Annotated in this window: 17 protein-coding genes; 14 read left to right on the top strand and 3 right to left on the bottom strand. The window is 62.4% G+C overall.

Annotation, left to right across the window (positions count from 1 at the left end; all coding sequences use genetic code 11):
* Positions 1–250 precede the first annotated feature (250 nt).
* The 4 genes from QN222_RS11235 to QN222_RS11220 are packed head-to-tail and all read left to right on the top strand — an operon-like array spanning position 251 to position 5,400.
* A complete protein-coding gene (locus tag QN222_RS11235; protein WP_283964502.1) occupies positions 251–1,840 on the top strand; it encodes an ABC transporter substrate-binding protein in 1,590 nt (529 codons plus the stop codon).
* Complete coding sequence (locus tag QN222_RS11230) at positions 1,840–2,952, top strand: ABC transporter permease (RefSeq protein WP_283964508.1); 1,113 nt, start codon at positions 1,840–1,842, stop codon at positions 2,950–2,952. Before QN222_RS11235 ends, QN222_RS11230 begins: the two co-directional genes overlap by 1 nt.
* Positions 2,949–3,776: an ABC transporter permease gene (locus tag QN222_RS11225; RefSeq protein WP_283964503.1), complete on the top strand. Its 828-nt coding sequence runs from the start codon at positions 2,949–2,951 to the stop codon at positions 3,774–3,776. The genes QN222_RS11230 and QN222_RS11225 overlap by 4 nt, the downstream gene beginning before the upstream one ends.
* Positions 3,769–5,400 carry an ABC transporter ATP-binding protein gene (locus tag QN222_RS11220; RefSeq protein ID WP_283964504.1) on the top strand — a complete coding sequence of 544 codons (1,632 nt, stop codon included), beginning with the start codon at positions 3,769–3,771 and terminating at the stop codon, positions 5,398–5,400. Before QN222_RS11225 ends, QN222_RS11220 begins: the two co-directional genes overlap by 8 nt.
* Positions 5,401–5,518: 118 nt before the next feature.
* On the opposite strand, the gene QN222_RS11215 is transcribed toward QN222_RS11220, so the two are convergent.
* Positions 5,519–6,313 (bottom strand): helix-turn-helix transcriptional regulator, encoded by a 795-nt coding sequence (locus tag QN222_RS11215; RefSeq protein ID WP_283964505.1) that lies wholly within the window; start codon positions 6,311–6,313, stop codon positions 5,519–5,521.
* A 128-nt stretch (positions 6,314–6,441) separates the two neighbouring features.
* Between QN222_RS11215 and QN222_RS11210 the strand changes: the two genes are divergently transcribed.
* Together QN222_RS11210 and QN222_RS11205 are read left to right on the top strand one after the other, a co-directional pair.
* Positions 6,442–8,031 carry an ABC transporter substrate-binding protein gene (locus QN222_RS11210; protein ID WP_283964506.1) on the top strand — a complete coding sequence of 530 codons (1,590 nt, stop codon included), beginning with the start codon at positions 6,442–6,444 and terminating at the stop codon, positions 8,029–8,031.
* A gap of 80 nt (positions 8,032–8,111) precedes the next feature.
* The gene (locus QN222_RS11205; protein WP_284005429.1) at positions 8,112–10,109 is read left to right on the top strand and encodes a CocE/NonD family hydrolase; all 1,998 of its coding nucleotides are present in this window, start codon (positions 8,112–8,114) and stop codon (positions 10,107–10,109) included.
* A 200-nt stretch (positions 10,110–10,309) separates the two neighbouring features.
* Here the strand turns inward: QN222_RS11205 and QN222_RS11200 are convergent, their stop codons facing one another.
* Together QN222_RS11200 and QN222_RS11195 are read right to left on the bottom strand one after the other, a co-directional pair.
* A complete protein-coding gene (locus tag QN222_RS11200) occupies positions 10,310–10,729 on the bottom strand; it encodes an ACT domain-containing protein (RefSeq protein WP_283963699.1) in 420 nt (139 codons plus the stop codon).
* 4 nt (positions 10,730–10,733) lie between these two features.
* Positions 10,734–11,657 carry an alpha/beta hydrolase gene (locus QN222_RS11195; RefSeq protein ID WP_283963700.1) on the bottom strand — a complete coding sequence of 308 codons (924 nt, stop codon included), beginning with the start codon at positions 11,655–11,657 and terminating at the stop codon, positions 10,734–10,736.
* 227 nt (positions 11,658–11,884) lie between these two features.
* On the opposite strand from QN222_RS11195, the gene QN222_RS11190 reads away from it, so the two are divergent.
* The 8 genes from QN222_RS11190 to QN222_RS11155 all read left to right on the top strand — a co-directional run bounded on the left by QN222_RS11190 (position 11,885) and on the right by QN222_RS11155 (position 21,482).
* Positions 11,885–12,793, top strand: coding sequence for a LysR family transcriptional regulator (locus QN222_RS11190; protein WP_136506594.1), 909 nt, complete (start codon positions 11,885–11,887; stop codon positions 12,791–12,793).
* 188 nt (positions 12,794–12,981) lie between these two features.
* Positions 12,982–14,142: an ABC transporter substrate-binding protein gene (locus QN222_RS11185; RefSeq protein ID WP_283963701.1), complete on the top strand. Its 1,161-nt coding sequence runs from the start codon at positions 12,982–12,984 to the stop codon at positions 14,140–14,142.
* 164 nt (positions 14,143–14,306) lie between these two features.
* Positions 14,307–15,305 carry an ABC transporter ATP-binding protein gene (locus QN222_RS11180; protein ID WP_283963702.1) on the top strand — a complete coding sequence of 333 codons (999 nt, stop codon included), beginning with the start codon at positions 14,307–14,309 and terminating at the stop codon, positions 15,303–15,305.
* The gene (locus QN222_RS11175) at positions 15,302–16,252 is read left to right on the top strand and encodes an ABC transporter permease (protein WP_283963703.1); all 951 of its coding nucleotides are present in this window, start codon (positions 15,302–15,304) and stop codon (positions 16,250–16,252) included. The genes QN222_RS11180 and QN222_RS11175 overlap by 4 nt, the downstream gene beginning before the upstream one ends.
* Entirely contained in the window at positions 16,242–17,057 is an 816-nt protein-coding gene (locus tag QN222_RS11170) for an ABC transporter permease (RefSeq protein ID WP_283963704.1), read from the top strand. Before QN222_RS11175 ends, QN222_RS11170 begins: the two co-directional genes overlap by 11 nt.
* 25 nt (positions 17,058–17,082) lie before the next feature.
* Entirely contained in the window at positions 17,083–18,510 is a 1,428-nt protein-coding gene (locus QN222_RS11165) for a gamma-aminobutyraldehyde dehydrogenase (RefSeq protein WP_283963705.1), read from the top strand.
* 15 nt (positions 18,511–18,525) lie between these two features.
* Positions 18,526–19,017 (top strand): ester cyclase, encoded by a 492-nt coding sequence (locus QN222_RS11160; protein ID WP_283963706.1) that lies wholly within the window; start codon positions 18,526–18,528, stop codon positions 19,015–19,017.
* 263 nt (positions 19,018–19,280) lie between these two features.
* Entirely contained in the window at positions 19,281–21,482 is a 2,202-nt protein-coding gene (locus QN222_RS11155) for a TonB-dependent siderophore receptor (RefSeq protein WP_283963707.1), read from the top strand.
* Positions 21,483–21,484: the final 2 nt, after the last annotated feature.

Below are 21,484 nucleotides of genomic sequence, written 5' to 3'. Positions count from 1 at the left end.
TGCACGCGGGAATACGGGTCGTCCATAAGCTAAGCTTATGGGAAAGATTTAGAATTTAGGACGTTACAAGCCTGTTCCGAACGACTAGCCTTATGGATCGGAACAGCTGTATCGCTACCGTAGATCGCAAGGGAGGAGAAACCAGACGACATCACGCGAGCTTTGAAGCCATTCAGACGATGGTGATACGCAACAGTCTCTACCAATCACAACAAACGGCGAATGCCGACGTAAAGAAGGGAACAGGGGAATGAGCGATTACAAAGACTATCTGACACGACAGGTCATGCTGGGCAAAATGAACCGGCGTGAGTTTCTCGGACGCGCGGCCGCTTTCGGCATCGCCGCTTCGACCGCCGGCACGCTTTTCGCAACCAGTGCCGCGGCGCAGGAGCCGAAGCGCGGCGGGCACCTGAAGCTCGGTCTCGAAGGCGCAGCGGCGACCGACTCACGGGATCCGGCAAAGGCTCTTTCGCAATTCATGTTTGTCGTCGGGCGCAACTGGGGCGACATGCTTGTCGAAAGCCATCCGACCACCGGTGCGCCAATTCCGGCACTCGCCGAATCCTGGGAGCCTTCCGCTGACGCAGCGACCTGGACCTTTACAATCCGCAAGGGCGTCAAGTTCCATGACGGCAAGGAACTGACGGTCGACGACGTCATCAAGACCCTGCAGCGCCACACCGATGACAAGTCGGAATCCGGCGCGCTCGGTGTGATGAAGTCGATCAAGGAAATCAAGGCCGACGGCGACAAGCTTGTGCTGACCCTGACGGAAGGCAATGCCGACATGCCGCTGCTGCTTTCCGACTATCACCTCATCATTCAGCCGAACGGCGGCCTCGACAACCCGGACGCGATGATCGGCACCGGCCCGTACAAGGTGGCGAGCTTCGAACCCGGCGTGCGCGCCACTTTCGAAAAGAATGCCGACGACTGGCGGACGGATCGGGGCTATGTGGATTCGATCGAACTGATCGCCATGAACGATGCGACCGCGCGCATCGCGGCGCTTTCCTCCGGTCAGGTACACTACATCAACCGCGTCGATCCGAAGACCGTCAGCCTTCTGAAGCGGGCACCCACCGTTGAGATTCTCAACACGTCTGGTCGTGGCCACTACGTCTTCATCATGCATTGCAACACCGCGCCGTTCGACAACAACGACCTGCGCATGGCGCTGAAATACGCGATGGATCGCGAGACGATGGTCCAGCGCATCCTCGGCGGCTACGGCAAGGTAGGCAACGACTTCCCGATCAACGATACCTACGCGCTCTTCCCGGAAGGGATCGAGCAGCGCGCCTATGATCCCGACAAGGCCGCCTTCCACTACAAGAAATCCGGACATAGCGGCCCGGTCCTGCTGCGCACGTCCGATGTCGCCTTCCCGGGGGCGGTTGACGCCGCCGTTCTCTATCAGGAGAGCGCCAAGAAGGCCGGCATCGAGATCGAGGTCAAGCGCGAGCCGGGCGACGGCTACTGGACCAACGTCTGGAACGTCCAGCCCTTCTCGACCTCCTACTGGGGCGGCCGTCCGACCCAGGACCAGATGTATTCGACCGCCTACCTCTCGAATGCCGACTGGAATGACACCCGTTTCCAGCGTCCGGATTTCGACAAGCTCCTGCTCGAGGCCCGCTCCGAACTGGACGAAGCCAAGCGCAAGGATATGTACCGCACCATGGCGATGATGGTGCGTGACGAAGGCGGCCTGATCCTGCCGATGTTCAACGATTTCGTGAACGCAGCTACCAAGCAGGTGAAGGGCTATGTCCACGACATCGGCAACGACATGTCGAACGGCTATGTCGCAACCCGCGTTTGGCTCGACGCGTGATGACGGAAAGCGGACCAATGACTGGTCCGGTTCTGACGGATGGGACCGCGGGTGAACAGCCGCGGTCTGCCGACCTTTCCGGAGTGCCAGCAAAACCAAACCCCACCGGCGCCGATGGCGAGATCGGTGGCACCTTCTGGCGGCGTTTCGTCTTTCGCCGTCCTCTCGTGGCGCTGATCGTTCAGCGCCTCGGCTTGAGTGTTGGATTGCTTTTCGCCGTGTCGCTGATGATCTTCGGCGGCATCGAAGCCTTGCCGGGCGATTTCGCCACCACCTATCTCGGCCAGTCGGCAACACCGCAGGCGGTCGAAAACATCCGCAAGGACCTCGGCCTCGACCGGCCGTGGAGCGAACGCTACCTTAACTGGCTCGGCGGCGCCGTTAAGGGTGACTTCGGCACCTCCTGGGCCAGCAAGAATTCGGTCAGCGAGCAGATCGGCAACCGGCTCGGCAATTCGTTGTTCCTCGCGTTCTTTGCCGCGCTCATCTCCGTCCCGCTCGCCGTCGGGCTCGGCATGCTGGCCGTGCAGTTCCGCAACCGCATGCCGGACAAGATCATCAACGTGATATCGCTCGCGGCGATCTCGCTGCCGGAATTCTTCATCGGCTACCTCCTGATCATGTTCTTCGCGGTCAAATGGGGCGTCGCCACCTTCCCGGCGACGGTCTATGAAAGCATGAGCTTCACCGAACGGCTTTCGGCAATCGCGCTTCCGGTCGCGACCCTCGTCCTTGTCGTTCTCGCCCATATGATGCGCATGACGCGGGCGGCGATCCTCAACGTCATGTCGTCTGCCTATGTCGAGACCGCCGAACTCAAGGGGCTCAGCACCTTCCGCATCATAGCTCGTCACGCCGCTCCCAACGCCGTGGCCCCGGTCATCAACGTCATCGCGCTGAACCTGGCCTACCTGGTCGTCGGCGTCGTCGTTGTCGAGGTGGTCTTCGTCTACCCGGGCATGGGGCAATACATGGTGGATGCGGTGACCGTGCGTGACATGCCGGTCGTCCAGGCCTGCGGCCTGATCTTTGCCGCCTTCTACATCTTCCTCAACATGGCGGCAGACATTCTCGCCATTCTCGCCAACCCGAGACTGAGGCACCCGCGATGAACCTGAGATCTATCCCCTTGAGCGCCTGGATCGGCATCGCGGGCATCGCGATCGCCATTCTCTGCGCGATTTTCGCACCGGTCATCGCACCTTTTGGCGAGCGGGACGTCGTCGGCGATATCTGGCTTCCGGCCGGCGGCGACTTCCTGCTCGGCACCGACAATCTCGGCCGCGACCTGCTCTCGCGCCTGATCTATGGCGCCCGCACCACCATCTTCGTGGCGCTGGCGGCAACCGTGCTCTCCTTCTCGCTCGGCATGATATTGAGCTTTGCCGCGGCGGTCATGGGCGGCTTCGTCGATCAGCTCTTCTCGCGCTTCAACGATCTGATGATGGCGATCCCGACGCTGATCTTCGCCCTCGTCGTGCTCGCGGTATTGCCGCAGCATCTCTGGATCCTGATCCTCGTGATGGCGGTGCTCGACTCCACCCGCGTCTTCCGCATCGGCCGTGCCGTCGCACTCGACGTTGCGGTGATGGAATTCGTCGAGGCGGCACGGTTGCGCGGCGAAGGCTCGCTCTGGATCATCTTCCGCGAGATCCTTCCGAACACGTTGTCGCCGCTGCTCGCCGAATTCGGCCTGCGCTTTGCCTTCTCGATCCTGTTCCTCTCCACCCTCTCCTTCCTCGGCCTCGGCATCCAGCCGCCGGCCGCCGATTGGGGCGGCATGGTCAAGGACAACAAGGACGGCATCATCTTCGGCATTTCCGCGGCGCTCGTTCCGGGCGCTGCGATCGCTACCCTCGCCATCTGCGTCAACCTCGTCGTCGACTGGCTGATGAAGCGGACCTCGAGCCTGAAAGGAGGGCGCGGCGATGCCTGAGCTTCTTTCCGTCAAGAACCTGAAAATCGAGGCGACGAGCTACCCGCCGGGCGAGCCGCCCAAGGTCGTGACCCTGGTCGAAGGCGTTTCTTTCGACTTGCAGAAAGGCAAGGTGCTCGGTCTCATCGGCGAGTCGGGCGCCGGCAAGTCAACGATCGGCCTCTCGGCACTTGCCTATGGTCGCGGCGGCTGCCGCATCATCGGCGGAGAGGTGCTGCTCAACGGCCGCGACATCCTGAAGCTCGGCCGTTCCGGCATCAACTCGGTGCGCGGCGCCCAGGTCTGCTATGTTGCGCAATCCGCAGCAGCCGCCTTCAACCCGGCCCACAAACTCGGCGACCAGGTCATCGAGGCCTCGGTCCGGCACGGCATCGTGACGCGGGATGAAGCCGAAAAGCGCGCGCTTTATCTCTTCCGCGTACTCGGCCTGCCCAATCCGGAAACCTTCGGGGACCGTTATCCGCACCAGGTTTCGGGCGGCCAATTGCAGCGAGCCATGACCGCCATGGCGCTCTGCCCCAACCCGGAACTGATCGTCTTCGACGAACCGACGACGGCGCTCGACGTCACCACCCAGATCGACGTGCTTGCCGCGATCAAGCATGCGATCGAGGAGACGCATACGGCGGCGCTCTACATCACCCACGATCTCGCCGTGGTGGCGCAGGTGTCCGACGACATCATGGTGCTGCGCCATGGCAAGACCGTCGAATACGGCACGACCAAGCAGGTGATCGAAGCGCCGAAGGAAGACTATACCCGCGCCCTCGTCAGCGTCCGTCAGACCAAGCGCGACGAAGCAGCGGACCAGTCCGGTACGCTTCTCAAGATCGAGCATGTCCATGCCGGCTATGCCAATGGCTTCAAGGTGCTGCACGACGTGTCGATGCACCTGCCGAAGGGCCAGACGCTGGCAATCGTTGGAGAATCCGGCTCCGGCAAGTCGACGCTCGCCCGCGTCATCACCGGCCTCTTGCCGCCGTCCGAGGGCCGCATCACTTTCGACGGCAAGGAACTGCCGAAGGCACTCAAGGGCCGGACGAACGACGAATTGCGCCGCATCCAGATGATCTACCAGATGGCCGACACGGCAATGAACCCGCGCCAGACGGTACGCGACATCATCGGCCGCCCGCTTTCCTTCTATTTCAGCATGCACGGCGCCAGGAAGACCGAGCGGGTCAAGGAACTGCTCGACCAGATCGAGATGGGGCCGCGGTTCCTCGACCGCTATCCGGCCGAGCTTTCCGGTGGCCAGAAGCAGCGCGTCGCGATCGCGCGGGCTCTTGCCGCCAGGCCGGAACTCATCCTATGCGATGAGCCCACCTCGGCGCTGGACCCACTGGTGGCCGAAGGCATCCTGAATCTGCTTCTCAGGCTTCAGGAGGAAACCGCTGTTTCCTATGTCTTTATCACCCATGACATCGCCATCGTGCGAGCCATCGCCGACAGCGTCGCGGTCATGCACCGCGGTCGCCTGGTGCGCTTCGGACCGAAGTCGAAGGTGCTCTCGCCACCATTCGACGACTATACCGACCTGCTCCTGAAATCGGTGCCGGAGATGGAAATCGGCTGGCTGGAGAAGGTGCTGAAGACGCGGCGCATGGAGAGCGCCGGAAATTGATCGCGAGGGGCGGCTGCGGAGCGCGGCCGCCCCCTCGCAGCGCTCGCTTGCCGCTTTCCGCGACGCCGCCAGGCACACCGGGCTCGAACGAGCTCAGCCCTGCGGCGATCCGCTTTCGTCAATACTCCGCCGGAATAGTCAGCACCTCGGCTTCCGGCGTCTCCAGAAAGCGCCTCACCGCAGAGGGCAGATGCCGTGATCCGAAAGGAAGCAGCCCGCAGCGCGAAAGCATCTGGCGCTTGTCCGGATCCTGCCCGATATGCCGCCAGATCATGCGCGAGGCGTAAGGCAGGTTCTCCTTCCGCCACGAGACCCCCATCGTGGTGCCGCGCAGATAGACCCGTTGGTGCACCTCGAACGGCATCAGGATCGTCTGCGCCAGCATCGACGCGTGCCCCACGGTACGCTCGGCAATGAAGATGCGGTTTTGCCAGAAGGTGACAAGGCCGACATATTTCGAGAACTGCTGGATCTCGTTTGCCGCATCGCGAATGCGCTCGATCGATTTCACCCGGATCGAGCCGCCTTCCTCGTAGATATGCGCGCAGGAACAGACGATGAAGCCGGGCCAGGAGAGCGAAAGATGATAGGTCTGGTAGTAACCGAAATGGCGGCGAAGGGCCGCGACATCGCCCGGAAAGCCTTCAAGGAGTTGCCCCGCCTCCAGGCGATGGCGCTCGGGACGAGTCATCCGCGCTTCGAACAGTTTCGGCGATAGCGAAAAATCCTGTGTCGAAAGGTCGAAGAATCCAGCGATCCGCGCAACATTGTGCGCCGACGGCCGCGCCTCACCGTTGATGTAACGGTTGAACTGCTGGCGATTGATCCCGATTTCGCGGCAAATCTGCGAGATCGAACGCCGGGTCGCGCAGGCGAAACGCAAGTTGGCGACGAATGCATCGTCCTGTTCCACATCCGGCTCCTGCGCTCTTGATTTCACAGAGCGTAAACTAGCGTAAATTAGCGTCAAGTCGCGAAATTGTGCTGCGTGGGGCAGGCGCTAGTTTTTTTCGTCGAACAACACACAATGGGAACTCTGAAATGACGGAATTCACGAAGCGTCCCGACGGTCTTATCGTCCCGACTGGCATCAACCGCCGCGGCTTCCTTGCAGGCACTGCGGCGCTGGGTCTCGCCGCCGGCCTCGGTGGCACAATGATAGCGGGCGAAGCGCAGGCACAGGAGCCGAAACGCGGTGGCCACCTGAAGCTCGGCCTCAAGGGCGGCGCGACAACGGATTCCCTCGATCCCGCCGCCTATACCGGCTCCGTCTCCTTCGTGATCGGCCATCTCTGGGGCGACAAGCTCGTCGAATCCGATCCGGTGACTGGCGCGCCCCTGCCCTCGATCGCCTCTTCCTGGGAGCCTTCGGCGGATGCTTCGGTCTGGACCTTCAAGATCCGTAACGACATCGCCTTCCATGATGGCAGCAAGCTGACGGTCGCCGACGTCGTCGCGACGCTGAAGCGACACTCCGACGAGGGCTCCAAGTCAGGCGCCCTCGGACTCATGCGGTCGATCAAGACGATTGAGGAAAAGGGCGGCGATCTCGTGCTGACGCTCTCGGAGGGCAATGCGGACTTGCCGTTGCTGCTCACCGATTACCATTTGATCATCCAGCCGGGCGGTGGCGTCGAAAATCCTGCCTCCACGATCGGAACGGGGCCGTACAAGCTCGTAAGCTATGAGGCCGGCATCCGCGCGACCTTCGAGAAGAACGCCTCCGACTGGCGCTCGGATCGCGGCTTTGTCGACAGCGTCGAGATCATCGTCATGAATGACAACTCGGCGCGCATCGCGGCCCTTTCCTCGGGCCAGGTGCATTTCATCAACAACGTCGACCCGAAGACCGTATCGCTTCTCAAGCGCGCCCCTCGCGTCCAGATCCTCCAGACGCCAGGCAAGGGCTTCTACAGCTTCCTTATGCATTGCGACACGGCGCCCTTCGACAACAACGATCTCAGGCTGGCGCTGAAATACGCTATCGATCGGCAGGCCATCCTGGATCGCGCCGTCGGCGGCTACGGCAAGCTCGGCAACGACTATCCGGTCAACGAAAACTACGCGCTCGCGCCGACGGGCATCGAACAGCGCGTCTACGATCCGGACAAAGCGGCCTTCCACTACAAGAAATCCGGCCATGACCGGCCGATCCTGCTGCGTACATCCGATGCCGCATTCCCAGGCGCGGTCGACGCAGCGGTTCTCTTCCAGGAAAGCGCCCGCAAGGCCGGCATCGAGCTGGAAATCAGGCGCGAGCCGGAGGATGGCTATTGGACCAATGTCTGGAACGTCCAGCCATTCTCCGCCTCCTATTGGGGTGGGCGCCCGACGCAGGATTCCCGCTATTCGACCTCGTATCTCTCAAGCGCGGAATGGAACGACACGCGCTTCAAGCGTGAAGATTTCGACAAGCTCTTGTTGCAGGCGCGCTCCGAGCTTGACGAGGCGAAACGCAAGGAACTCTATCATACGATGGCGGTTATGGTGCGCGACGAAGGCGGCCTGATCCTGCCCGTCTTCAACGACTACGTGAACGCCGCCTCCGCCTCGCTGAAGGGCTTCGTGCACGACATCGGTAACGACCTTTCGAACGGCTATGTGGGAAGCCGCGTCTGGTTCGACAGCTAAAACGGGATGAGGAAGAGTGCGGGCGGTTTTCCGCCCGCGTATTGCGCCTCTAAAATCAGGCATGGATCGGGAGGTAGACAATGGCCGATCGCAACTTTACCGTCTTCGAGAACGAATGGATCACGCTCAAGGACGGGACGCGCCTTGCCGCCCGCATCTGGATGCCGGAGGGCACCGAGCAGAATCCGGTGCCGGCCGTCCTCGAATATCTGCCCTATCGCAAGCGGGACGGCACCTGCGCCCGCGATGAATCGACCTATCCGGTCTTCGCCGCCGCCGGCATTGCCGGCGTGCGCGTCGACATCCGCGGCTCGGGTGAATCCGACGGCGTGATCGACGGGGAATATACGCTGCGCGAGCTTTCCGACGGCTGCGAGATCATCGAATGGATCGCGTCGCAGCCCTGGTCCAACGGCAAAGTCGGGATGATGGGCATTTCCTGGGGTGGCTTCAACTGCCTGCAGGTCGCGGCCCTGAAGCCGCCGGCGCTCAAAGCCGTCATCTCGATCGCCTCGACCGTCGACCGCTACAACGACGACATTCACTACAAGAACGGTTGCCACCTCTCGGCGCAGCTTTCCTGGGCGGCGACCATGCTCGCCTACCAGTCACGCTCACCGGATCCGGAACTTGCCGGCGAGCGCTGGAAGGAAATGTGGCTTGAGCGGCTCGAAAACGAACCGTTCTTCCTGGAGGAATGGCTCGAGCACCAGCGCCGCGACGATTTCTGGCGCCACGGGTCGATCTGCGAGGACTTCGAGCGCTTCCCTATTCCCGCCCTGGTAATCGCCGGTTGGGCAGACGGTTATCGCAACACCCCGATCAAGGCGGTCGAAGGACTCGGCGACAAGGCGAAGGCCCTCATCGGTCCCTGGGTGCACAAATACCCGCATTTTGCCTGGCCGAAGCCGCGCGCGGATTTCCACAGCGAGGCGATCCGTTGGTGGAATCGCTGGCTGAGGGACGAGAAGAACGACGCGGAACAGCTGCCGCAGATGCGCGCCTATATTCTCGACGGGCCGAAGCCGGCGCTCAGGCGAAATGAAGATCCGGGCCGATGGATCGCCAAGGACGTTTGGACGGCGCCGGAAATGCGCAAGTTTGCCATCGCCGGCGACGGCAGTCTGACCGCTGGAGCCTCTGCGGCGAAGGGCGTCGGCGACGTTTATCTCCGTTCGCCGCTCGATACCGGGACGGCCGCCGGCGAATATTTCACGCTGAAGCCCGATGCCGAAATGGCCGGTGACCAGCGCATCGACGACGCCGGATCGCTCACCTTCGAAACGCAGCCGCTACTTGAAGCGCAGGATTATCTCGGACAGGCGGTCCTCAGTCTCGAGGTCGCCTGCAGCGCCGAGACGGCTAACCTTGTCGCACGTCTCGTCGACATCCATCCCGATGGCACCGCGACGCGCGTCGCCTTCGGGGTGCTCAACCTCGCCCATCGTCACGGCAACGCGACGCCGCAGCCGATGGAGAAAAACCGCAGGACGCGCGTCACGCTGGTGCTCGACGCATGCGGCTATCGCTTCCGCGCCGGCCACCGCATCCGCCTGTCGCTGTCGACGTCCTACTGGCCGATGATCCTGCCGCCGCCGACCGATGCGGGCCTGACGATCGACACCGCCAGCCTGTCGCTCTCGCTGCCGCTCCTCGGCGACCACCGCGAGATCGTTGTGCCGCAACCGGCAAACCCCGACCCGCTGCCGCATTACATCGAGCACTCGCCGGGAGAGACGCGCCGCACCGTCGAGCGCGACATGGCTAAAGGCGTGACGCGTTACCGGATCTATGAGGATACCGGCCTCGTCGAGCACCCCGGCACCGGCAACGCCACCCAGGACGTTCGTGACGAAACCTGGTCGATCGCGCCCGGTGATCCGCATTCCATGACGGGCCATTCCACCTGGACCTGCATCGCCCGGCGCGGCGAGCAGGTCGTGAAGACGGCCTCGACGGCTCGCTTGGCCTGCACCGAAACCGAATGGATCACCTCGGCCAAGGTCGAGGCTTTCGAGGGCCAGGAGAAGATTTTCGAAAAAACCTTCGAAAAGCGTATTCGGCGAGACTTCATGTGAGCGACCGACGCGCGTCGAGCGTTATTGCGGCCCCTCATCCCGCTGCCGCGACCTTCTCCCCGCAGGCGGGGAGAAGGGGGTAGCCGCCCCGTCCAAGGTCCGTCTACCCCACCTGCGGACAGAAAGCACTGCGTCGATAGGAAACTGAAGGGGCGCGCCAACCGCGATGCCTAACCCTCTCCCCGCGCGCGGGGAGAGGGTTAGGGTGAGGGGCAAATCCACCGCGACCTAGTTAATCCCCGCAACGCCGCCATCGCCCGCTCGGCATGCGCCGCCGGCACGAAAATGTGGTCGTGGTAATAGGCGGCGACGACGTTGGCGCTGATCCCGGCTTGGGTCAGCGCCGCCGATACCGCCGCCGTCAGCCCCACGGCCTCCAGCGCCGAGTGCACGCTGAGCGTAATCAGCCGCAGAACCGGACCATAGGAAAGCCCGGCTGCATCCGCCCGTGATCGTTCGAGAACGAGCGTCAGGCCTTCGGCCTCGCGGAAAGTGCCGATTGGCTCAAGCGCAGGCCAGGGCGCCGTATCGCCCTGAACCGTGCAATAGACATATTCGCCTTCCTGCAGGATTGGGTTCATCTCCGCCAACAGTCGAGCAAGGTCGGTCTCTCCGCTCATACTGTCACCTCGCCCCGAGCAGTCGCGCCACGCCGTGGACGAGACGGCGAAAGCCCTCTTCAGCGCCCGGGCTCATGTGCCGAGCCCTGAGCCAGGCATGGATCATCTGCGGTTCTTCACGATACGTGACGTCAACACCGGCCTGCGCGAGCCGCGCCGCATAGTTCCGCGCGTCGTCCCGCAACGGATCGAAATGCGCCGCAGTGACATAGGCCGGCGGCAAGCCGGAAAGATCGCTGGCCTTCAGCGGATGGGCGAAAAGATTGTCCGCCGGCGCCTTCAGGATGTCGCGGTAATAACCGACGTCCGCCGTTGTGAGCCCCGGCGCATCGGCCATCTCGACATACGAACCGCTGACGAGATCGCCGCCGAGACCCGGATAGATCAGCACCTGACCGATGATGCCGGAAAGGCCCTCGGCCTTCGCCTTGAGCACGATGCCCGCCGTGAGATTGCCACCCGCACTGTCGCCGACGACGACCACCGGGCGGCGTCCCGCGAGCAGGTTCTGCAATACCTCGTAGCAGTCCTCGAAAGCTGCCGGCCAGACATGCTCCGGCGCCAGGCGATAGTCGATCGAGACCAGTTCGGCGCGGGCGCCGTCGGCGAGCTCCGCGCAGATCGCGTCATGGCTGTCGAGCGAACCGACGACGAAGCCGCCGCCGTGGATGTAGAAGATGCGCGTATCGGTCTCGACTTCAGCCGGTCGATAGTGCCGCACCGGAATGCACCCGGCCACGCGCTCATCCCGCCGCGTCAGCCCCGCCGGAGACGGCGCGTCGAACTCGGCGCAAAGCGCGTCGTACCAGCGGCGCTGCTGCGCAATCGAGGCGTCGACGGCATCGGCAGGATAGAATGCCTCGCAGCGTTCGTGAAAGGCGAGAATACCCGGCTCAGTCGGCATTGACCGCGATGTCTTCGAATCCATCCTGCTCTCCCTGCTGCATGTTTCCTTAAATCGTTGCCGATTGAAGGATAAAACCATGCAGCAATTCAAAGTGCTACAGCGACCTTTGTGCGTCTGAAAAGACGCACGGCGCTGTTGAAGAGACCTTACCACCGGCATCTTCCTGCGCACGACAAAATGCGGCGCGGCATGGCGCTGCCATGCTGCCTTGCTTGCAATCGGGTCCCCGCCCGGTGTTAAGTCCGTGCATGGCATTCACACTCCGGCAATTGCAGTATTTCATCGCCGTCGCCGAACAGGGCTCGGTCACCCGCGCCGCGCAGAACCTTTCGATTTCACAGTCGTCGATCACCGAAGCGATCAAGGAACTTGAAACCGACCTCGGCGTCGAGCTCTTCGACCGCCACCCGCGCGGCCTGTCGATCACCCACAACGGCCACCAGTTCCTACGCCACGCGACGAAGATCTTGGCCGATGTCTCCGATGCGCGGCGGAGCTTTTCCGACAGCCGCGAGGAACTTGGAGGCAAGCTCAATCTCGGCGTCACCTCGCTCGTCGCGGGCTACGTCCTCTCCGACCTGCTCGCCCGCTACCGCCGCGCCTGCCCCGGCGTCGAAGTGAGCGCGATCGAGGACAACGGCTCCTATCTCGAGCATCTCCTGATCGGCGGCGAACTCGACGTCGCGGTCATGGTGATCTCGAACCTGCGCGACCGCATGGCGCTGCAGGCGGAAATCCTCGAAACCTCCCCCTACCGTGTCTGGCTTCCGATCGGCCATCCGCTCGTCAGCGCCGATATCATCTCGGTCGACGACATTGCCAAGGAGCCGCTGATCATGCTGACCGTGGACGAAATCGAGGAGAACACCGGCAAGCTCCTGACGGCGCTTGGCGCCCGCCCGCACGTCGCCTTCCGCACCCGCTCGGTCGAGGCGGTCAGAAGCCTGGTCGCAACCGGCGCCGGCATCGCCCTTCTGCCCGATCTTGTCTACCGCCCCTGGTCGCTCGAAGGCGACCGGATCGAAAGCCGCGACGTGTCCGGCGCGCTGCCGGTCGTGCAGGTCGGCATGGTCTGGCGGAAAGGCTCCAGCCTGCCGCAATCGGCCCGCGATTTTGTCGGCATCGCCGAAGCCCTTCGCAGCGCTCGCCCCCGGTGACATCGTATTCGGCGGGAAAAAGGCGCGTTCGCGCGGAAAACGCTTCGAGCTCCTATCATTTCCCTTAGATATCGGAAAAACCGATAACGACATTCTGATTAATGAATTTGCGAATGCGGGGAAATCAAGGCACGCTTCGATCCGGGAACAAAGCTGCAGAAACGCGGCATAAACTGGGGAGACTTCCGATGACGCAGATCTTGAAATCCTGCACGGCGCTTACTCTTTCGCTGGGCCTCGTCGCCCCTGCGCTCGCGCAGGAGCCGCTGAAGGAGTTGGGCAAGGGCGAAGGGGAGCTGTCGATCGTCGCCTGGGCCGGTTACATCGAGCGCGGCGAAACCGACAAGAACTACGATTGGGTCACCGGCTTCGAGAAGGAGACGGGCTGCAAGGTCACCGTCAAGACCGCAGCCACCTCGGATGAAATGGTCGCGCTGATGAACGAAGGCGGTTTCGACCTCGTCACTGCCTCTGGCGATGCCTCCCTGCGCCTCGTCGCCGGCAAGCGCGTCCAGCCCATCAACACCGACCTCATCCCGAGCTGGAAGACGATCGACGAGCGCATGCAGAATGCGCCGTGGCACACGGTCGCCGGCGTCCACTACGGCACCCCCTATGTCTGGGGCCCGAACGTGCTGATGTACAACAAGGATGCGTTCAAGGGCGAAGCGCCGAAGAGCTGGAACGTCGTCTTCGAGGAAATGACGCTGCCTGACGGCAAATCCAACAAGGGCCGCGTCCAGGCCTATGACGGCCCGATCCACGTCGCCGACGCTGCCAACTACCTGATGGCACACAAGCCCGATCTCGGCATCAAGAACCCCTACGAACTCAACGAAGACCAGTACAAGGCCGCGCTCGACCTCCTTCGCGTCCAGCGCACTCTCGTCGGCCGCTACTGGCACGATGCGATGATCCAGATCGATGACTTCAAGAACGAAGGCGTCGTCGCTTCCGGCTCCTGGCCGTTCCAGGTCAACCTGATGGAGGCCGAAAAGCTGCCGATCGCCTCGGTGATTCCGGAGGAAGGGGTAACGGGCTGGGCCGATACGACCATGCTGCATGCCGACAGCGCACACCCGAACTGCGCCTACATGTGGATGGAGCATACGCTTTCGCCGAAGGTGCAGGGCGACGTTTCCGCCTGGTTCGGCGCGAACCCCTCGGTCGGCGCGGCCTGCAAGGGCAATGAACTGCTGACCGACGCCGGCTGCAAGACCAACGGCTACGAGGACTTCGACAAGGTCAAGTTCTGGAAGACGCCGGTGACGAAGTGTGAAAGCCAGGGCGAATGCGTGCCCTATCACCGCTGGGTTTCCGACTATATCGGCGTGATCGGCGGGCGGTAAGCCGCAGCAACCGCGTCGCAAGCATCGCCCCTCACCCTAGCCCTCTCCCCGCGCGCGGGGAGAGGGAACGCCTCCTGCAAAGCTGGAGCGTCGCCTTTAGGCAAGGCGCCGGCCGCTTATCGCCGGCAGGCGGATGAGGGACAAGAACTTTCCGGAGCATCCCCATGACCACCGCCGTCCTCTTCGACAACGTCTCCCGCTACTTCGGCGCCGTTCGCGCCGTCGATCGCGTGAACCTCGATATCGCCGAGGGCGAGTTCTTCGCCATGCTCGGGCCCTCGGGCTCCGGCAAGACCACGTGCCTCAGGCTGATGGCCGGCTTCGATCAGCCGACGGGCGGCCATATCGAAATCTTCGGTGAGACGGCCGAGGGAGTTCCGCCCTACCGGCGCAGCGTCAATACCGTATTCCAGGACTACGCGCTCTTTCCGCACCTCTCGATCCTCGACAATGTCGCCTATGGCCTGATGGTCAAGGGCGCCGGGCGCGAGGAACGGCGCAAGGCCGCCGAGGATGCGCTCGCCATGGTCAAGCTGCCGGGCTACGGCACGCGTCGACCCGGGCAGCTCTCCGGCGGTCAGCGCCAGCGCGTGGCGCTCGCCCGCGCGCTCGTCAACAAGCCGAAGGTGCTGCTCCTCGATGAGCCGCTCGGCGCGCTCGATCTGAAGCTCCGCGAACAAATGCAGGAAGAACTGAAGAGCCTGCAGAAATCGCTCGGCATCACCTTCATCTTCGTCACCCACGACCAGGGCGAGGCGCTCTCGATGGCCGACCGCATTGCCGTCTTCAACGAGGGCCAGATCCAGCAGCTCGGCAGTCCGGAAGAGGTCTACAACCAGCCGAAGACCCGTTTCGTCGCCGATTTCGTCGGCTCGTCCAACGTGCTGTCGACGAAGCTCTGCCAGAGGCTCGGCCTGAAGGCCGCCTTCGCGAGCCTCAGGCCGGAAGCAATCGTGCTCGCGGCGCCGAGCAATGGCGCTTTGAGCCTTGCCGGCACTGTTGCGGGCCAGAGCTTCCTCGGTGCGACCAACCGCGTCGTCGTCGATGTCGACGGCGCGCGCATCGCCGTGGCAAGCCCGGCCGCGCACGTCGTCCCGGCCATCGGTAGCCCGGTCACGATCAGCTTCGCCGCGCGCGACCTTCACCCGATGGAGGACGCATGACCATCGTCGCCGAAAGCATCATCCTTCCGGAACGTCGCGGCACCGCCGGCCGTCTTTCCGACTTTTTCTGGAGGCATCCGCGTGTGCTCCTGGCGGTGCTGCTCGGGCCGCCGCTTCTTTGGCTCGGCGTCGTCTATCTCGGTTCGCTCTTCGCACTCCTGCTGCAGAGCTTTTTCTCGATCGACGATTTCTCCGGTCTCATCAATTACGAGTTCACGCTCGCGACCTACCGCCAGCTTTTGAGCGAGACCAATCTCGACATCATCATCCGCACCGTCACGATGGCTGCGGTGGTGACGCTTGTCTCCGCGTTGATCGCCTTTCCGATCGCCTATTACGCGGCCCGCTACGCACGCGGAAAATGGAAGGTGCTGTTCTATCTCGGCGTCATGCTGCCGCTCTGGTCGAGCTATCTCGTCAAGATCTATGCGTGGAAGCTGATCCTCGCCAAGGAAGGCATTCTGACCTGGTTCTTCGAGAAGCTGAACCTGCTCTGGCTGCTCGACGCCTGGCTCGCGCTTCCGGTGGTCGGCGGCAATTCGCTGTCGGTCAGCTACACCGGCACCTTCATCGTCTTCGTCTATGTCTGGATGCCGTTCATGATCCTGCCGATCCAGGCGGCGCTGGAGCGGGTACCGTCAAACCTGATCGAAGCGTCGTCGGATCTGGGCGGTACACCGGCGCAGACCTTCCGCCACGTGCTCTTTCCGCTGGCGCTGCCGGGCATCGTCGCCGGCTCGATCTTTACCTTCTCGCTGACGCTCGGCGATTACATCATCCCGCAGATCATCGGCTCGTCGCGCCTCTTCATCGGCCAGGCGGTTTATGCCCAGCAGGGCACCGCCGGCAACATTCCGCTCGCCGCCGCCTTTACGGTCGTGCCGATCGTCATCATGGGCATCTATCTCTGGATGGCCAACCGCATGGGGGCCTTCGATGCGCTCTGAGAAATCGAACCGCGCTCCCCTGAGCCTGAAGATCGCTGCTGCGGGCGGCCTCACCTTCATGCATCTGCCGATCCTCTTGATCTTCCTCTACGCCTTCACGACGGAGGAGAAGAGTTATCAGTTCCCGCCGCCTGGCCTGACGACGCAGTGGTTCGGCGTCGCATGGGACCGACCGGACGTCTGGGCGGCGCTGGCGCTCTCGGTCAAGGTCGCATCGATCGCGACGGCCACGGCGCTGATGCTCGGCACGCTCTGCGCCGCCGCTGTCAGCCAGACCCGCTTCTTCGGCCGCGAGACGATCTCGCTGCTGGTCATCCTGCCGATTGCGCTCCCCGGCATCATCACCGGCATCGCGCTGCGCTCGGCCTTCTCGATGGCGGATATCCCGTTTTCCTTCTGGACCATCGTTCTCGGCCACGCGACCTTCTGCATCGTTGTCGTCTACAACAATGCGGTCGCCCGCTTCCGGCGGATCTCCGGCTCACTGATCGAGGCCTCGATGGATCTCGGCGCCGACGGCTTCCAGACATTCCGATACGTGATCCTCCCGAACATCGGCACGGCGCTGCTTGCCGGCGGCATGCTCGCCTTCGCGCTTTCTTTCGATGAGGTGATCGTCACGACTTTCACCGCCGGGCAGCAATCGACCCTGCCGATCTGGATGCTGGAGGAGTTGATCCGCCCGCGCCAGCGTCCAGTAACCAATGTCGTCGCCATGATCGTGGTCGTCGTCACCTTCCTGCCGATCCTCGGCGCCTACTACCTGACGCGTGACGGCGACCAGATCGCCGGCGCCGGCAAATGACATCGAACATAAAGGGAGAACAGATATGGACACCCAACTCTTGATCGGATCGCGCTTCGAAGCCGGGACCGAGGCCGAGGAGCACATCCTGAACCCGAGGACGGGCGCCAAGATCATCGATGTCGCGGAGGCTTCCCATGCGCAGCTCGACGTCGCCGTCGACGCGGCCCAGCGCGCCTTTGTCGCCTGGTCGCAGACCACGCCTGCCGAGCGCTCGAACTATCTCCTGAAGATCGCCGATGCGATCGAGAAAAACGCCGACGGCTTTGCCGCGCTGGAAGCGCTCAATTGCGGCAAGCCGATCAATGCGGTGAAGAACGACGAACTGCCGGCAATCATCGACTGCTGGCGCTTCTTCGCCGGTGCGGTGCGCAACCTGCATGCGCCGACGGCGGGCGAATATCTGCCGGGGCATACCTCGATGATCCGCCGCGACCCGATCGGCATCGTCGGCTCGATCGCACCCTGGAACTACCCGCTGATGATGATGGCCTGGAAGCTGGCGCCGGCCATCGCCGGCGGCAACACGGTGGTCTTCAAGCCTTCCGAACAGACGCCGCTGACGGCGCTGAAGCTCGCACGGCTGCTCGCGGAGATCCTGCCCGAAGGTGTTGTCAACGTCGTAACCGGCCGCGGCGAAACCGTCGGCAACACACTCATAAACCATCCGAAGATCGCGATGGTCTCGATCACCGGCGATATTGCGACCGGCAAGAAGGTGCTGGCTGCCGCCGCCAAGACGGTCAAGCGCACTCATCTCGAACTCGGAGGCAAGGCGCCGGTCATCGTCTATGACGACGCAGATCTGGAAGCTGTGGTGAACGGCATCCGGACCTTCGGCTACTACAACGCCGGCCAGGATTGCACCGCCGCTTGCCGCATCTATGCCGAGGCCGGCATCTACGAGAGGCTCGTTGCCGATCTGACATCCGCGGTCTCGACGATCCGCTACAACCTCGATGATGACACCGTGAACGAGATCGGCCCGCTGATCTCCAAGCGCCAGCGCGACCGGGTCGCGAGCTTCGTCGAACGGGCGGCGGACCAGAAGCATATCGAGATCACCACCGGTGGCGCCGCGGGCAGCAAGGACGGCTTCTTCTTCAAGCCGACCGTCGTCGCCGGCGCCACGCAGGAAGACGAGATCGTCCGCAGGGAGGTGTTCGGGCCGGTCGTTTCCGTCACCCGCTTCACCGGCAGCGATGATGCCGTCGCCTGGGCGAACGACAGCGACTACGGCCTTGCCTCCTCCGTCTGGACGAAGGACATCACCAAGGCGATGCGGGCGGCCTCCCGCCTGCAATACGGCTGCACCTGGATCAACACGCATTTCATGCTGACCAACGAGATGCCGCATGGCGGCGTCAAGCAATCCGGCTACGGCAAGGACATGTCGGTCTATGCGCTCGAAGACTACACCGCCGTTCGCCACATCATGATCAATCATGGCTAATGGGAGGATGCCATCATGTATCGCCGTCAATTACTCGCCGCCGCTGGCGCGCTGGGCCTGAGCGCCCTTCTCTCTTCAACGCCGGCCTTCGCGGCTGATGATGCTCCGACTGTCGTTGCGGCCTATCTCGCGGCGTGGAACGCCCACGATTCGAGCAAGGCCGCGTCCTACTTCGCTGACGACGTCGCCTATTACGACGCTTCCGTCGGCAAGCCCGTCAACGGCAAGGATGCCGCCAAGACCGGTGTCATCGACAATTTTCTGAACGCCGTTCCCGATGCCGTCTGGACCATGAAGGGCGACCCGATCGCCGCCGGCGACAAGGTATCGTTCGAGTGGGAGTTTTCGGGCACGAATTCAGGCGCCTGGGGCGATGGCACTGCTGCCACCGGCAAGACGTTCAAGTTCACGGGGGCTTCGATCTTTACCGTCAAGGACGGCAAGATTTCCACCCAGAGCGACTATTACGACGCGCTCGGCTTCTACAAGCAACTCGGCCTGATGTAGTCGCCACTTGGCGCCCGCGCCAATCACACCGGCATAGCACGCCCTCCGGTTCGTCCAGATCGACCGGAGGGCTTTTTTTATGCGCCTTCGGCCCGTCCCGAACACGGACGCGCGCCACGCCGCGCAGAAGCGGCTGTTGCAGATTTCCCACAAACTCAAAAACATGACTCTTATAGTCATAAAAAGCCTCTTGCGTGAACAGAAATCATGAGTGAATAGCTCATCTTATAGAATTTCGCTTATCGATCAGAAAGTTGCATCGCATGCCCGCCACGAGAACCCTCCTCCTGCCGCTCATTCGCGCTGCCCTCGCCGGCACCACCGCCCTTGCGCTCGTCTCAGCCGCCCATGCGCAGGAAGCACCGCAGGAGGAGACCACGTCCAGCGGAGATTCGACCGCACTCGAAACTCTGGTCGTCAACGGCGGCAGCGGCGGCGTCATTACGGCCGAAGGTTACGTGGGTATCAGTAGCGCGACTGGCGCCAAGGTCGATACGCCGTTCCTCGAGACGCCGCAGTCGATCTCGACGGTGACAGAACAGCAACTGAAGGACCGCAACCCGCAGACGTTGCTTGAGGCGCTGGCCTATACGCCTGGGACACGCGTCGGCGCCTACGGCTTCGACCCCCGCTTCGATGCATTTTTCGTACGCGGCTTCGACGTGACCTATACCGGCGTCTTCCGCGACAATCTTCGCCAGCCGGGAGCCGGATTCGCACTGTTCAAGAATGAGCCCTATGGCCTGGAAGGCGTTTCGATCCTGCGCGGCCCCTCGTCGGCACTTTATGGATCGAGCAGCGCCGGTGGCCTCTACAATCTCATTACCAAGCGCCCGACGGAAGAACCGCTGCGTGAGGTGCAGGTCCAATACGGCACCCACGAGCGATACCAGGGGCAGTTCGATTTCTCCGGGCCGATAAACGAGACGGACCCTGTCTATTACCGTCTCACCGGGCTCCTGCGTGACTCCGACACTGAGCAGGTGGGCGTTAAGGACGACCGGATCTACATAGCGCCTGCCCTGTCATGGATTCCGGACGAGGGCACCAAGCTGACGATCCTCAGCGAATATTCTCGTTCAAAGACGGGCGGGACAGCAGCCGACTTCACCTGGGTTGATGACAAAGATGTCCCTCATCACACCGATTTCTTCTCGGGTGATCCCTCATTTAACGACTCCGTCCAGGATCAGGGAAGGTTCGGTTGGGAGTTCGAACATGACTTCGACAATGGCCTGACATTCCGTCAGAACTTTCGCATTTCATCACTCCAAATCGAGGCAGACTATGTTTACGGCTTCGGCAAGCTAGTACCCGATGTAGCCGGTCCAGGCAGTTACGGCTTTAAACGCGCTTCTGGCATTCTCGATGAGCGCCTGACTGCAGCTGTCATGGACAATCAGCTCGAATACAAGTTTGAGACGGGCGCTCTCGACCACACGCTTCTCACAGGTGTCGACGCGCAGAAGCTTCGTTACAAAGCGCTAGCCGGTGGCGGGTTGGCGCCGCCGATTAACATCTTGGACCCGCACTACGGCGGCCCGATCACTCGGCCCGATTTCAGTTCGCGCACCGAACAGGATCAGTGGCAGCTAGGAACTTATCTGCAGGATCAGATCCGTTACGATGCTTGGACGCTCACGCTGGGCGGGCGCTACGACTGGACTTCGACGGACACAGATACGACTGACCTGACGACTGATGCGACGAGCAGTACTTCACAAACCGACAAGAAATTCTCTGGCCGCATTGGTCTCACCTATGAGACGGATTTCGGACTTGCGCCCTACATCAGCTATTCGACCGCATTCTCGCCCAACATCGGCATCGACTATGACACCGGCGGGCCGCTTCGACCCACGGAAAGCGAACAGCAGGAAATCGGCGTCAAATATCTTTTGCCCAACAGCAACACGCTACTCACGGCTGCCATCTTCAACATTGATCAGGAGAACGGCGTCGTCTGGGAGGTGATCAATTCCATCAACACGCAAGTCCAGCGCGACATGCGCTCGCGCGGCTTCGAACTGGAAGCAACGACCAGCCTGGACAACGGCCTCTCCCTCACCGCGGCTTACAGCTACAACGATGTGACCATCAAGGAAGGCTCTGCCCTAACGACCGGCAAGTATGTGTCGAGCACGCCCTTCCACACGGCTTCTGTTTGGGCCCACTATCTCATACCGGAAGACACTCCCCTTTACGGCTTGAGTGTGGGCGGTGGTGCCCGCTTTATCGGATCGAGTTACGGCAACGACCAGAATACGATCAGAAACGGCTCTCGCGTGTTTTTCGACGCTTCGATCGGTTACGACTTCGCGGCGATCGACAAGAAGTATGAGGGGCTGCAGTTGCAAGTGAACGCGACCAACCTCTTCGACCGTCGCGACATCACCTGCACGTCGAATTATTGCTACCGCGACCAGGGCCGCACCGTGATCGGCTCGCTACGCTACAACTGGTAAAA

Source organism: Sinorhizobium sp. 6-70, from assembly GCF_030124375.1.
GTDB lineage: Bacteria > Pseudomonadota > Alphaproteobacteria > Rhizobiales > Rhizobiaceae > Sinorhizobium.
The sequence above is the reverse complement of the archived record's forward strand: the minus strand, read 5'-3'. Positions and strand labels throughout refer to the sequence as shown.